Below are 14801 nucleotides of genomic sequence, written 5' to 3' on the forward strand. Positions count from 1 at the left end.
CCATGGGCCGTACTCCAATCACAAAGTGATCTCATACACAACCCATCTGACAGGCCCGCCTCTTCTCCTCATGCTCTCAACCACCCCAAATTCACTGAGATCACCTCAGTGGGAAACGTATCGCTGCCCTGTGCACGCTGCTACCAGAACCCGGATACACCGGCCCAGAACCTCAGCATCTGTCGTCCTACGAGCAAGGCAACCGCATCCGAAACCCGCCGAGTCACGCCACGGAGTAGATCTCTACATTGGATGCTGGCGACGGCCGCCATCCTGGTCGGCTGGCAATTCGCACAGATCCTACGAATCTGCCAGAGACACCCGTTCTAGATCCGGAGCAGGATTCATCCATCGCCGACAGCGTTCTGGCCGGTGTTGCTTCTCGGCCCGACGCTACTTTCCCGTTGCTGCGCATAGTTGGCACCGACGCCGAGACCCTCGCATCAGTGGTGGCGATGATCTCGACGGCTGGGCCATACCTCCTCGCTCCGATGCTGGGGCGGGGCACTTAACACCGACGTTCAGCTACGACCGGGCTTCAACACCGCGGTGCTCACTCTGCGGCCTGAAATGGCCTGGTCTCGGTCGTAACTGCCTCATCCGCATCTGAGGTGTACCTCGTCCGGAGAGCCAGAGCGCAAACGAGCGACAAGACTGCGGTCCCGAGCATATACCAGGCAATAGCGGAGTAACCGCCGGTGCGATCGAGGAGCCACGTGGCGATGATCGGAGCGAGTGCGCTGCTGGCCAACGTTCCCAGCGTGTAGCCGAACGAGATCCCGGAGTAGCGGATCTTGGGTTCGAATGCCTCGGCGAAAAAAGCGGCCAACGGCCCGAACGCTGCAGCGAACCCGGTGCAGATCAGCAGGTAAGCGACCAAGGCCCACGCGAAGGATCCCGTGTTCAACAGCCAGAACCAAGGAAACGCGAGCAGTCCCATCGCGATGGTGCCCCCGCCGAAGACCAGCTTCCGCCCGAACCGATCTGACAGCGCACCGAAGAGCGGGAGCATGATGAAGGTCAGCGCCATCGCACCAAGCACGATCCACAGCATCTCGTTGCGACTGAACTCCAACTGTTGCGCGCCGTAACTCAGCCCAAACACGGTAGTCAGGTAGAACGTAACACCGATTGACAGGTAAGCACCGCCAGTCAGCAGCAGTTCCTTCGGGTACTTCCGCAACACCACCGCGATCGGCAGCCGCACTACATCTTTTTCGTGCTTGACCTGGTCGAATTCCGGGCTCTCACCGAGCTTTAGCCGCACGATCAAACCGCTCACCACGAACACACCACCGATGAGGAACGGCATCCGCCAACCCCACGCCATGAACGCATCGGGATCCATCGCCCCGAAGGCGAGGAACACGGCATTGCCCAGCATCAGGCCCGTCGGAACACCCATCTGCACCCAGCTGCCGTAGTAGCCCCGCCGCCCGGCCGGCGCATGCTCCACCGCCATCAATACCGCGCCGCCGTACTCACCCCCCAAGGAGAGTCCTTGGATGAAGCGGAGCGAGACCAGAATAAGCGGTGCCGCCACACCGATCGTCTGGTAGCTGGGAAGGACGCCGACAGCAAACGTGGTCGCGCCCATAATGCTGAGCGTGAGCACGAGCATCGACTTTCTACCAAGTCTATCGCCGAAATGGCCGAAGATCACGCCCCCGATAGGCCTGGCCACGAAAGCTGCGGAAAACGTTGCAAACGACAGCAACGTACCAATCAGTGCGTCAAACTCCGGGAAGAACAGCTTGTTGAACACAAGTCCGGCCGCAGTGCCGTAGATGAAGAAATCGTACCACTCAACCGTGGTACCCACGGCGCTGGCAAAACCTACCTTACCGCTACGTGATATCAGGGACATCGTTGTTCCTCAAGGTGCGCATCGACAGTTTGTCTTCGAGACAACAGCCTCTGCGTTTTCAAAAGATGCCGGTACCTCCACCTGGAGAGGTCGCGGATTCCGCTCGTTCTTGCAACGTGGCGCCGCTGTGGACGAAGGTTAGTTAGCTTAGCTTTCGGAGCATTGAAGCACCTCAAGTGCTTACAGGAACGTCAGGTTCCGCAGTGAGATCCTCAGAAAATTTCCGGAGCAGAACGGTCTTGAGCCCAGAACACCCAGACCCCCCAGAACAAGGGTTGCACCCGCGCACCAGCTGTGACCTCGCACGAGAAATTGATGCAAGCCGAAAAACCCAGCCATTGAGAGATTTGGAGTTAGAATGGATCACCAGATCGGACGGTAGCATCACGGTTTTTGCGCGATAATTGCCGACTAATTATCGACCACCAAGACGTTGCGCACCGAATTGCCGGCAACCGCGGTTCTTGTGGCGAAAAAGGGCCTCTGAGCAGACACCGTTGTCACCGGGAATCGGATCAGCACTTGCTCGGCAACGCTGCCGCAACTATCGACCAGCACTGCCGCACCTACCGACCACGGCTCCAGCAGACCGAGTAAAACTCCTGTTGTCTGGTGACGTGGTATAAGATTCCAGTGCAGATCGGCCTCTTCGCGGTCGAACTGGTCGAGCCCGAGCACTGACGCATCGAGGTCGAGTTGCGCCTGATCACGAGTTCCGGCCTCATCTAGCAGCACCACCTGGGACTGACCATCCGGCGCCGAATCAACACACTCGTCAGGATCGGCCAGGAACAGCATGGTCTGATAACGCAACGTATCAGGCTCCGGCATATCCTCGACGAGTATTACGAACCGAACCAACCCCTCTTCACGTAGTGCTACCGCCTCCTTAAGCGCCTCGCGTGCGACGATGACCACCTCGGTGCGGGTAAGGTTCACCCAATCGCTCAGCGAATAACCCGGCGGCACGGTTGAAAACGGAACTCCACAACGAATTGATCCTGCCGCGATCTCCCACCATTCCGGTACAAGCGCAAGGTGGATGGCCACCGAGTGCTTCGATGTGATCCCGAGTTCGGCGAGGGTCACGGCAAATCGCCGCGAACGGTCCGCAAAATGACCGAAAGTCAAGCGGCGGACACCATCTGGCCCTGAATAGACCATGGCGGTCCGATCTCGCCATCTGTCCAGAGACAACCGGAACCGTGCAGTAATCGACATAATCCACCTCGCGTTTGTCGCACACAAGGTGCGCGGTGCGACGCCAGACATACATCCAGCCGCACTACAGAAGCCGCGCCTCATGCGCCTTGGCAATGGCCTCGACTCTGTTGCGTGCATTGAGTTTCTGCATCGCCGTTTGAAGGTAGGTCTTGACCGTGTTACGAGCCAGAAGGAGGCGCTCGGCAATCTCGGGGTTGCTATGCCCCATCGCAGCCAATCGCAGAACGTCATACTCGCGCCTGGTCAAGCCTACGTGAAACAGCAGCTCAGGTGTGGCCGAAGCGTGTCGTCCAGCCAGCCGCGGATCGATGACGCGGACTCCACGTGCCACACGACGGACAGCGGTGGAGAAGTCGACACCCGTGACGTCCTTGACCAGGCAGCCATCCGCGCCGGCATCGAGCAACATGTCGATTGCACCGTGGTCAGCGAACGCGGTGAACAAGAGAATCTTCGCCTTGGGCACAATTCGCCTCAGCTCCGACACCAGCTCGGGAGCTGGCATGTCCGGCAACCTCAGATCAAGCAGGATTACCTCGGCCGGCACCTCCTGCACCAACCGGATCGCTTCGTGACCAGTGCTGGCGCTGCCTACCACTGTGATGACGGGATCCTGGGCGGCGAGCAACTCGACTCCGCCACGAATGACCGGGTGGTCATCGACCACAAGAACTCGGATCGGCGTCGCGTCAGTCATCAATGATCCGCCTGGTTCTCGTCTGTGCACGGCACCCAGGCGCGCACAGTCGTGCCACCATCCTCGTTCTCGATGATGGACATGCCGCCGCCGACCCGCTCCATGCGCTGCGCCGACAGCGCCAAGCCCAGATGTCCGGGCTTGGCCGGGTCATCACCGCAGCGTCCCCGCCCGTCGTCGGCAGTGGCGACGACCAACTGTCCGCCTGCGACCACAACACTCACTACGACTGTGGAGGCACACGCGTGTTTCTCGACGTTGACCAGCGCCTCACGCACGACGCTGCTCAAGGCCTCCGGCCGCCCGGGCGGCAGATCTGGGATCTCGGCGAGGGCCACGTAAGAGGCAGGTATCCCGGTACGCTCCTGGAACGCTTCACAATCCTCCTGCAGGGAAACCGCGAGCTGCCGGTCCGGCGGATGCTCGCTCAGGTCGGCCAGCGAGTTCCGCAACAGTGCGCTCACCGACGCGACCTGGCTCGCGACCTCGTCGATGCGGTCCCGGATTCGGCTGAGATCTTCCATCGAGCGCAGGCTGCGCAGCTCCGCGCCGATACGGAACAGCACTGGGCTTACCGAGTCATGTAGGTCCGCCGCCATCCTCCGTCGTTCGGCGTCCACCGCAACACCGGTTTGAATTTTCGCCCTTTGTGAGCTGACCAGGCTGACTGAGGCCGCCATGGCAGCCTCCTCCATCCTGGCCACGATCTGGTCACCGAACGAGACTTCCTGCCGGACACCGGCGTAGATCGCGCCGAGCACATTCCCGCCGTAGATCATCGGGACCGCGACCATGGCGCGCAGGCCTTCCTGCGCCACCAAGTCGTCGAACTCGTGCGTGATCGAATCGGAGGTCCGATAGTCGCGCACCCACACCGGCCTCCGCAGCTCGATACTCTTTCCGCCTAGCCCCATCCCTTCTGGCACGACCAGTCTGTGCAGTGCCGGGCTCTGCGTGCCATGCCAGCTGCGGTGCACCATGCGCCGATCCGCCTCTACTCGTCCTACCAGCGACATGTCGAAGTCACCCAGCTCCCGGATCCGGCGTGCGATCGACTTCATCGCCACCGAGTTCTCGGACAGCACGAGCAGTTCCGCATGCTGCAGCGCCAGCTGATCGAGCACGACATCGACGCCGGCGTCTGGTGCACCGTTCATGGCAGTCTCCTCATCGAGCTGCAAACACGATCCGCACGTCCGACTACAGAGCGGTAGGGCTGATTACCCCTTGTAAGGAAAGCAGGCTCTCGAACAAGAAGTAGTCGCCCCAGACTAACTCGGCATCGGTCGCAACTCCCCTCTTCGGATCGAAGCATCCCGACGTGAGCATTCCGGAAGTTCGCCGGTCACCGACTTCGGTGGGTGTCACGAACTGGCACAGTGTGGCCACCATGGACGCAGCGTGGTCGCGATAATGCCTCCGTGACGGAACCAAGTCGGCGAGCCTCAGCAGCGCGGCTGCGGCGATCGCGGTCGCCGAGGTATCCCGTGGGGCGTCCGGCCCAGCGTCGAAATCCCACGGCGCGATACGCCCAGCGGGAAGGTGCTCGATCCACCAGTCCGCAGCGGTGACTGCCGGCTCAGCAAGCTCCGCGTCCACCCAGTGCGCGGCCTGAGCGAAACCGAGCATCGCCCAAGCCTGAGCACGTGCCCACGTACTGCCATCGGAAAGGCCCTTGTGGGTGTAACGACGAACCAGCGTGCCGTCCCGCGGGTCGAACTCCGCCGACTGGCACACCGAGCCGTCCTCACGCAAGCAGTACTCGACATGCCGACGTGCGTGGTCACGTGCCATATTGGCAAAGCTCTGCCGACCGGTCTCGCGAGCCGCCCAGGCCAGCAGTGCCACGGTGCCTGGAACCGCATCGATGTTCGCGGCTCCGGAACCGACCGCATCGGCCTCCTCCGCTTGCAGTCCCAACGGGATCAGCCCGGCGTTGTGGTTGAAACTGGCAGCCAGCCCTTCGGCCCCCGCCAACGCCACCTCACCCGCACGGTCGCTCTTACCGACCAGATGCGCAACCCCTGCTCCGAAGAAGAACAGAAACCCCCGGAACGCGGTATCCGAGGTAGCGCGCACCGTGAGTTGTGTGGCGACTTCCTCGGCCCCGACCAAGAGTTTCCGATCACCACTGTGCACGGCAGCCAGGGCGAGGAGGCCACCCCAGAAACCGCCGGTCCAGAAGCCGTCCGAAGTGGTCGTCCACTGTCCGGTTCGGGTGTCGGCGTAGTGCGGAAACCCGAGGGCAGGTTCAGCCAGGGTCCCACGGATACGTGACAGCATGTTCGTTGTGGTCATCTCGTGCACGATGCTGCTCCTCATGCTGCGATCCCTCTAGCCCGCTCCGGCTTCCCCGTGTATTGCGAGAGCAAGGGGCGCCCTGCGCATGGTTCTCGCGGCCGAAGAGATCAGTGTCCATTTTCTTGAGCGCCAACGTTTTCCGCATTCGGGCATCCCCGAAAAGTCGCTGGCCGCTGTTACGGTACGGCCCCACTCGCTCGGAGCTCCGCGATATCCGCATCGGTGAATCCCGACTCTCGCAGCACCGACTCGGTATGCTCGCCCAAAGCAGGTACTCCGCGCCGGACTGTCGCCGGAGTGCGAGAGAGCTTGACCAGGTTGCCGAGAATTCGGGTGGACCTGTGTCCGCCTGTTTCCACCTCGGTGATGATGCCGTTCTCCAGCACTTGAGGGTGCTTCAGCGCCTCGCGCAGGGTCAGTAGCGGCGCGGACAACAGGTCGACCGAGTCGAACCGCTGGATGGCGTCCTCCGTGGTCATCGCCTCTACGGTTCCCCGGAGCTCCTCGTTGGCCTGCTCCTTGTTACTAGCCTGCAGATCTGCAGTGGCAAACTCAGGCCGACGGCTCAAGTCGTCCACTCCGAGGGCCTTGCACACGAGGCGCAGGGCGTTGTCCCGGAACAGGCCCAGCACAGTGACCATGCCGTCTCGGGTCTCGAAAATGCCGCTGTACCAGTCAGTCACCCAATTCGTTTCCCGCTCGTACATCAGCAGCGACGCGCTCTCCAGCGTCTGCAGCGCCAAGGCGGTGTCCAGCAGGTTGACGCTGACCTTCTGCCCGAGTCCGGATCGCTCGCGCTCGTACAACGCCGCAAGTACGCCCTGCGCCAGGGCCATGCCCGAGGCGTAGTCGACAGTCGGAACGGGCATGAGATGTGCGCGCAGGGTGGGGTCGCCGACTGTGCGGGCCATGCCGCTTAGCGACTGCGCCAACATGTCCTGGCCCGCCTTGTGCGCGTACGGTCCGCTCTCGCCGAACCCGGTCGCCGAGGCGTACACCAGCCCCGGGTACTTGTCGGCCAAATCCTCATAGGACAGTCCCAGGCGACGTACCGCCGACGGACGATAGGTGTGCAGCAGCACGTCCGCCTGTTCCAGCAGGCGATGGAGGGTAGCCATTCCCTCACGGGTCTTGAGATTGAGTGAGACGCTCCGCTTGTTCCGGTTCACCCCAACGAAATAGGAGGCCGGCTCTCCTGCATCGATTGCCGCGCGGTCGAGAGTCCGTGTGATGTCGCCGTTGACCCCGCGCTCGATCTTGATGACTTCGGCACCGAAGTCACCGAGCACCTGAGCCGCGATCGGTCCCTGCAGGACCTCACCCAGGTCGAGGACCCGCACGCCCTCCAATGCCCGCTTCATGACCGCACCTGCCGTGCGTAAACGTCCTTCGCGATGACCAGCCGCTGGATCTGATTGGTTCCTTCGTAGATCTGGGTGATCTTGACATCGCGCATCATGCGCTCCACTGGGTATTCACGGGTGAAGCCGTATCCGCCGTACAACTGGACCGCATCTGTGGTCACCGCCATCGCGTTGTCGCTGCAGAGCAGCTTCGCCATAGAAACTCGAGCCCGGGCACGCGGATCTTCCGCCGCGATCAGCGCAACCGCCTCATACAGCAGCGCCCGAGCGGAGGAAACCTTCACTGCGAGGTCAGCGACCATTCCGCGCAGCATTTGCAAGCGTGACAGCGGCTGACCAAACTGTTCGCGCTCGCTGGTGTAAGCGACAGCGGCGTTGAACGCACCCTGTGCGATACCCAGAGCCTGGGCTGCGATCAACGCACGGCTGACATTCAACTCGCCATTGATGTACCCATACCCCTGCATCGGGTCAGCCACCACACGTACGGCCGGGATCCGGCAGTCGTCCAGGATCACGTCCGCGGTCGGACTGCCACGCATTCCCATCTTCTTCTCGTGCGGCCCGAAGGACACGCCGGTGTCGTCGCGGTGAACCATGAACACACCGAAGTCATTCTGACCGGAGCGGGCGAGGACTGCGTACCACTCCGCCCACGGGGCATTGCTGATGAAACGCTTCTGGCCGTTCAGGATCCAGTCGCCGCCTTGACGTGTCGCGGTAGTCCTGATCCCGGATAGGTCGGATCCAACGGTGGGCTCGGTCATGCACCACGCGGCGCCGGCCTCACCGGAGGCCACCTTCGGTACGATCAACGACTTCAGCTCGTCCGAGCCATGGCTGACCACAGTGGAGGTTCCGGCCCAATTCACCAGCAGCACCAACGCTGAACTACCGCAGGCCGCGGCCACTTCCTCCACAGCAATGACCTGCGACAGAAGATCTGCCCCGGAGCCACCCAACTTCTCGTCGTAGGGCAATCCCGGCAGGTCGGCCGCGCGCAGAGCGGCCCATGCTTCCTCGGGGAAGCGTTCCTTCTCGTCCACGTCGCGGGCATAGGGTGCGATCTTGTCGGCTGCAAGGCTCCGCACGCTCGCGCGGAAATCGTCGTACTCGGTTTCCATCATCCTCTTCCTCAACGGTGTAGGCGGTTCACAGCAGCGGCGGCCAGCACAGACCGGTGATGGCGGTCCCGTCACGAGGCCCGGCAGCCTTAGCGGCGTCGTCAGATGAAAGCCCTAAACGGCCCAGCACCCGCTCGGTAGCGTCGGCGGTCTCGGTGGGACCGGCCTCAGCCGGAGTCCTGGAATAGACCGGTACCGCAGGAACAGCGCTCGGCCGGAAGTTGTCGTAGCGAGCGGCGATCTGGGGGAAATCTGCCAACTCATCGGGCTCCAACACCGGCGTTACACAAGCGTCGATGTCTTTAAAGCGCGCAGCCCATTCCGCCATCGGATGTTGCCGGAAGGCATCGGTCAGGATCTTCTCGATCGTGTCGAAGTTCGTTGGATCCAGGTGGTCTGGCACGTCGCCAGGCAGATCGAGTGATCGCCACAGGTTCTCAAAAAACGCGTACTCCAACGCCCCCACCGCCACATAGCGGCCGTCAGCACAGGAATAGCAACGGTAAGCCGGCATGGTCCCGGTCAGCACGCCTTCGCCTCGCCGTGGCAACGTGGGGACGCCCCAGTCGGCGAAGTTCATGCCCATCATGGACAGCACACCGTCGACCATCGCAACGTCCAGATACTGACCGACTCCGGACCGTTCACGTTCGTACAGCGCGCTCACCACTCCGAACGCCGCGAGAAGGCCACCGCCCGCGAAGTCGGCGACCAGGTTCAGCGGCGGGACGGGTGGGCCCCCCGAGGGCCCGAACGTGCCCAGTGCACCGCCGATAGCGAGATAGTTGATGTCGTGTCCGGAGCGCTTGGCCAAAGGGCCTGTCTGGCCATACCCGGTGAGGCTGCAATAAACCAAGCGCGGATTGATCGCATTGAGCTCGGCGTACCCCGCTCCGAGTCGATCAGCCACCCCCGGCCGGAATCCTTCGACCAGCACGTCTGACTCGGCGGCCAGCCGGTGCAGCGCGTGGCGCCCCTCCGCAGCCTTCAGGTCGAGCGTGATGAATTCCTTGCCCCGAGACAGCGCAGGAACCGGCAAACCCGAGCGGCCACCGCCGACGACAATCACTTCAGCACCCAGATCGGCGAGAAGCATGCTGCCGTACGGCCCAGGCGCTAGGCGAGTCAAATCGAGCACCCGGACTCCGCTCAACGGCCCGCTCATCGCGCACCTACTGCGGTCTCGGGAAAGGGTCCAGAAACGATCAACACGTTCCTCCTCCTTGAGGTAGCGGACTTACCGCGATGTCGCCATACTCATTCGCGGCGGTCACGGCCTGGTACCTCCAGCTGGAGGTAGAGGTTCCCTGTGGGCAAGCCGCGACAGTCGGAGCGAGGACCCCTCAGAGACCACGAGGCGTAACGAAACCCGTTACTGCGGAAACAGGCCAGCAGTAGTTTCAAACTCGAGGATGCGCGCACTTCCGCTCCGGAACCCATCCATTCCCCCAGCTATTTTTCACCGATGCACGCAGCTCCCTACGTCTTTCCCAGTGACGAAATACGCAGGGTTCGCAGGGTGACATAACTCCGCTGGCGTTGCCACAAACGCTATTCTCCGCTGATGGTTGCACACCAGCGGGAATAACGTTCTTGAGGGTTCTAGCGACTCGGCACAGAGATCTGGAAACCGTGCAATTCAGCCGTGGCCACAGGTCGGGGCGGAGTTAGTATAGCTTCCGACAGAATCTTTCGGTCTCGTAGATCCCGCCCTGACAGACGCCGGACCCCGGTTCATCTTCGTCGAGCAGTTCGTTCCCAGCCTCGCCTTCGAAGTTCGACTGAAATGCTCGAACTCATTAATATATCTCGGTTGAAGAATGCCAAGCGTCCGGTTACCCAGTTAGCGAAAGCCGGTATCTGGTGGGTGGCCAGCCCCTCACGGGACGAGGATCGGCCGCCCGACCGCCGAACTCTGGAGATGCTCGATCGCCTGGTTCGCCTCTCCAAGAGGGAACGAGCGATCCAAAAGCTTGTCGAGAGGGATTCGGCCTCCACGGTAGAGACGCAGGATCTCGGGAAGCTGAAGAGGGGTATTGGATGAACCGTAAAGGGCGCCGACCAATCGTCGGTCGCCCTGCACGAGCGGGTTGATCGGCACCGACAGTTCCTCACCCGCTGCACCGAGGCCCACGACGATCTCAGTCCCACCTGCACGGAGTGCATCGAAGCCAGCGCGGATCGTTGCCTGCCTGCCAATCGCCTCAAGCACGTAGTGCGCGCCACCTCCCGTGATATCCATTACTCGGGCTGCGAAATCTTCATACGAGGAGTCGACGGTATGGGTCGCTCCCAGCTCCCGGGCTTTCTCGAGCCGCGCCGGAACGAGGTCCGCGACGATGATCTGCGCAGCTCCAACAAGCTCTGCGGCGATGACCGCCGACAGCCCGACGCCACCGGCGCCGATAATGGCGATGCTTTTCCCCGCGGCATCCGGAATACGGTTCAGCACGGTTCCCATGCCAGTGATCACCGCACATCCGACGATGGCGGCGATCTTTGAAGGGATGTCTTCATCAATCTTGAGCACCGATTCCTGTGACACCACGGCTTGCTCGGCGAAGCACGAGTCGCCCATCAAATGGTGGTATCGCCGACCATTCTTGCTCAGGCGGGTGCCCCCGCGCAGCAACTCGTTGAACTTCCCGTGCACACCGCCGAGTGCGCATTGCGCTGGGCGTCCGGAAAGGCAAAACTCGCATTCGCCGCAGCGCGGCCGCCACGTGAACACGACCTTGTCACCGACGCCACAGGAGGTGACTCCTTCGCCAACCTCCTCGACGATGCCAGCCCCCTCGTGTCCAAGCACGATCGGTGTGCGAGCCGGAAGCGCCCCCGTTAGGTAGTGCACATCGCTGTGGCACACGCCCGCCGCTTCGACTCGCACGCGAACCTCGCCCGGTGCGGGACTGTCAAGATCGAGGGCCTCGAGCACCATCGGCGCATCGATTGCATACATGACCATCGCCTTCACGTGGGGCCACCCCTTCCAGTCCGACTGGACACACCGTTGTGGACCAGTTGCGTTGCATCGCCCCAATGCGGGCGGCCAGCAGACGCTAAGAGCGATGCCATAATGTGGTCCAAGGACTGATCCGGTCAGCGGAACATCAAAGGCTGTTGAAGACCAAGCTCGAGCGGACGCGCCGATTGAGTCCCAGGGCAGCAGTCTTGACTGCCGGCGCGAACTGGCTCATGTCAATCTGGCCTGCAGACCCGGTGACGGAGATAGCCGCGATCGGTGAACCATCAGGGCGGAGAATAGCGCCTGCAGCGCACGTGATCCCGACGTTCGACTCCTCGTCCTCGTAGGCGATGCCCTCGACTCGCACACGTGCGAGATGCCGACGCAACAACGCAGGATCCGTGATGGTGCGGGGCCCGAGTGGGGTCATATCGATAGCGAGCGCCTGATCGACGGCTTCCTCTGGCAAGTGGGCCAACACCGCCTTGCCCCCTGCCGTCGCATACGCCGGAACCCGTCCGCCAACGCGCGACCGCATGTCGAGCTGCGTCCCGCGCCCCTGAATGATCTCGACATAAACCTGGTCGGTGGCCTTGAGCACGCTCAGCTGCACCGTAAGCCCGGTCGCCTGACGTAGATCCGCCATCGCACCAAGCGCGAACCGACGCAGCTCCTTGGAACGCTGAGCCAACTCACCCAGCTCAAAGAGACGGATGCCTACCCGCACACCCCGATCCGCGCGCTCAAGGAAGTCCTCGTCGATCAGATCAGCAACGATGCGGGACGTGACCGATTTGGCCAAGCCTGAGCGCCGGGCGATCTCAGACACGCGCAACACAGGCTGCTCCGCAGTGAACGCCCCGAGCACGTCGGCAACACGCGCGATCATGCCTGTTCTCATGTTCCGCTCATCGGATCGCATTTGGCGATCGTATGCCACATGCTGGTTTGAATGGGAGGCGATCACGCGGTTAGAGGGCCGCGTGCGAAACGATGGAGCTCTCAATGACTGAGGACGATCTGCCCGACACCCCCGTTACGACGACGTGCGAAGCAGTAACTGCGGTTGCCGAGGCCTCAAGACAGTGGGCCGCGGTGACCTACGCTGGCCGCGCACGCGTCATCCACGCGATCGCGAACGCGCTCGACACTGCAGCAGGAGATCTGATCGCGACCGCGCAAGAGGAAACAAACCTGCCCGAAGCGCGCTTGGTCGGCGAACTCAAGCGCACGACTTTCCAGCTGCGACTATTCGCCGATGTTGTCGCAGACGGAACATTCCTCGACGCACGGATCGACCGTCCAGACACCACATGGCCGATGGGGGCACCCCGACCCGACCTGCGCCGCATGCTGATGCCGATCGGCCCGGTTCTCGTGTTCGCTGCGAGCAACTTCCCGTTCGCGTTCTCCGTCGCAGGAGGTGACGCAGCTGCGGCGCTAGCCGCCGGCAACGCGGTGCTCGTCAAAGCACACCCTGGCCATCCCCGCCTCTCGAACGCGACTGCGGCCGTCGTCCGAGCAGCGGGGCGGGCTGCGGGCGCACCGGAGAACCTGCTTCGCGTGATCCACGAAACCGAGAATGGCGTCACGGCGCTCCGGGATCCAAGGATCAAAGCGGCCTCGTTCACAGGTTCGATCCGCGGTGGGAGAGCACTCTTCGACATCGCCAATGCACGCCCCGAGCCGATCCCGTTCTACGGTGAGCTCGGCAGCGTGAATCCCGCATTCGTCGCGCCGACCGCTGCGTCCCGCCGTGCCTCGGAGATTGTCGATGGGTTTCTCGGCTCGATCACGGGAAGCCGCGGGCAACTGTGCACCAAACCTGGTCTCCTGCTCGTCCCAGCCGAGTCGTCCATGCTGGCGATGCTGCGCGACGCAGACGTGCCCAACCCCACGCCGATGCTCAACGACCGAATCCAGAAGGGTTTCGAGGCGGACTTGGCGGCGCTGGCGACGCACAACGGGGTGAGCACATTGCTCAAGAGCACCAACAACATCGACACCTCGCCAGGAACAACACTCCTCCACACCACTCTCGACCAAGTGCTAGCCGCCCCGGAAGCGCTCACAAGAGAGGTATTCGGACCGGCAGGGATGATCGTGACATACTCGGACCCGGCCGAAGTGCCCGAACTCGCGCGCACTTTGGCCGGACAACTCACTGCCACCATCATTGCGGACTCGGACGCCGCAAGCGATATTACTCTTGCGCAGGTGCTTCTTCCAATCCTCACAGAAAAGGCCGGTCGCCTTCTGTGGAATCAGTGGCCAACTGGGGTCTCGGTGACCTACGCGCAACAGCACGGTGGACCATACCCTGCGACAACCGCACCTACGACGACATCTGTGGGAACCGCGTCCATCACCCGGTTCCTGCGGCCCGTTGCCTTCCAGAACTTTCCGTCCACCTTTTTACCTGATGCGTTGAATGATGGAAACCCGCTGGGCGTCCCCCAACGCATCGACGGCTGATCGCAAAGTTGCGGCCTCGTGGAGCTCGTGACCAAGGTCATCCGCATCCATGGCTAGCCCGCAGGTTCGAAGTGGAGCGCTACCTCCGCGACGCCCGCTGATGACCGTCAGCGAGGGTACCGAGGAGATCCAGCGCAACGTCATCGCGAAAAGCGGCTCAGAAACACTGATACCGACGCGTGGCGACGAACCTTCTCGCAACTGGAAACGCTCTTTCACGAGAAAGCGTCACCGAGAATCATGAACATCGTTGTGCTGGTTAAGCAGGTGCCCGACACGTATTCCGAGCGGAAGCTCGCCGCTGCGGATCACACGTTGGACCGCGAGTCGGCGGATGCCGTGTTGGATGAGATCAACGAGCGCGCCGTGGAGGAGGCGCTGTTGATCAAGGAGGCCCAGGGCGGCGAAGTGACCGTCGTGTGCATGGGCCCGGATCGCGCCACGGATGCCATCCGCAAGGCGTTGTCGATGGGTGCGGACAAGGCGGTGCATCTCTCGGATGAGGCGTTGCACGGCACGGACGCGCCCGCCACCGCCAAGGCGCTGGCGAAGGTGATCGGCACCGTGGAGTCGGTGGATCTGGTGATCGCGGGTAACGAGGCGACCGATGGTCGCTCGGGTGCGGTGCCGGCGATGGTCGCCGAGGTGCTGGGTTGGCCGCAGCTGACCTTCGCGCGCAAGGTCTCCACCGACGGTTCGTCGGTGACCGTGGAGCGTGAGACCGATGCGGGCATCCTGACCGTCGAGTCGGGTCTGCCGGCCGTGGTGTCGGTCACCGAGAAGA

General features: G+C 62.5%; 12 protein-coding genes. 2 read left to right on the plus strand and 10 right to left on the minus strand.

The window, feature by feature from the left end; translation table 11 throughout:
- Positions 1–553: 553 nt before the first annotated feature.
- The 10 genes from ACYVF3_RS31830 to ACYVF3_RS31875 form a co-directional block, all read right to left on the minus strand.
- The gene (locus ACYVF3_RS31830; protein WP_461157985.1) at positions 554–1867 is read right to left on the minus strand and encodes an MFS transporter; all 1314 of its coding nucleotides are present in this window, start codon (positions 1865–1867) and stop codon (positions 554–556) included.
- A 411-nt stretch (positions 1868–2278) separates the two neighbouring features.
- Positions 2279–3208, minus strand: coding sequence for an AMP-binding protein (locus tag ACYVF3_RS31835; RefSeq protein WP_461157986.1), 930 nt, complete (start codon positions 3206–3208; stop codon positions 2279–2281).
- Positions 3153–3788 (minus strand): response regulator transcription factor, encoded by a 636-nt coding sequence (locus ACYVF3_RS31840; RefSeq protein ID WP_461157987.1) that lies wholly within the window; start codon positions 3786–3788, stop codon positions 3153–3155. Before ACYVF3_RS31840 ends, ACYVF3_RS31835 begins: the two co-directional genes overlap by 56 nt.
- Positions 3788–4945, minus strand: coding sequence for a GAF domain-containing sensor histidine kinase (locus tag ACYVF3_RS31845; protein WP_461157988.1), 1158 nt, complete (start codon positions 4943–4945; stop codon positions 3788–3790). The genes ACYVF3_RS31840 and ACYVF3_RS31845 overlap by 1 nt, the downstream gene beginning before the upstream one ends.
- Positions 4946–4988: 43 nt before the next feature.
- On the minus strand, positions 4989–6086 hold the full coding sequence (locus ACYVF3_RS31850) for a glucuronyl hydrolase (protein WP_461157994.1): 1098 nt from the start codon (positions 6084–6086) through the stop codon (positions 4989–4991).
- Between the two features lie 179 nt (positions 6087–6265).
- A complete protein-coding gene (locus ACYVF3_RS31855) occupies positions 6266–7450 on the minus strand; it encodes a CaiB/BaiF CoA transferase family protein (RefSeq protein WP_461157989.1) in 1185 nt (394 codons plus the stop codon).
- Positions 7447–8577 carry an acyl-CoA dehydrogenase family protein gene (locus tag ACYVF3_RS31860; RefSeq protein WP_461157990.1) on the minus strand — a complete coding sequence of 377 codons (1131 nt, stop codon included), beginning with the start codon at positions 8575–8577 and terminating at the stop codon, positions 7447–7449. The genes ACYVF3_RS31855 and ACYVF3_RS31860 overlap by 4 nt, the downstream gene beginning before the upstream one ends.
- Positions 8578–8605: 28 nt before the next feature.
- Positions 8606–9742, minus strand: coding sequence for a CaiB/BaiF CoA transferase family protein (locus ACYVF3_RS31865; protein WP_461157991.1), 1137 nt, complete (start codon positions 9740–9742; stop codon positions 8606–8608).
- Positions 9743–10456: 714 nt separating this feature from the next.
- Positions 10457–11542 (minus strand): zinc-binding dehydrogenase, encoded by a 1086-nt coding sequence (locus ACYVF3_RS31870; protein WP_461157995.1) that lies wholly within the window; start codon positions 11540–11542, stop codon positions 10457–10459.
- Positions 11543–11687: 145 nt separating this feature from the next.
- A complete protein-coding gene (locus tag ACYVF3_RS31875; protein WP_461157992.1) occupies positions 11688–12464 on the minus strand; it encodes an IclR family transcriptional regulator in 777 nt (258 codons plus the stop codon).
- Between the two features lie 83 nt (positions 12465–12547).
- Between ACYVF3_RS31875 and ACYVF3_RS31880 the strand changes: the two genes are divergently transcribed.
- Both ACYVF3_RS31880 and ACYVF3_RS31885 read left to right on the plus strand, forming a co-directional pair.
- Positions 12548–14017 (plus strand): aldehyde dehydrogenase family protein, encoded by a 1470-nt coding sequence (locus tag ACYVF3_RS31880; protein ID WP_461157993.1) that lies wholly within the window; start codon positions 12548–12550, stop codon positions 14015–14017.
- Positions 14018–14254: 237 nt separating this feature from the next.
- Positions 14255–14801 (plus strand): electron transfer flavoprotein subunit beta/FixA family protein (locus ACYVF3_RS31885; protein WP_461157996.1); only part of this gene is annotated, 547 nt, incomplete at its 3' end.

The organism is Saccharopolyspora tripterygii, from assembly GCF_054778355.1.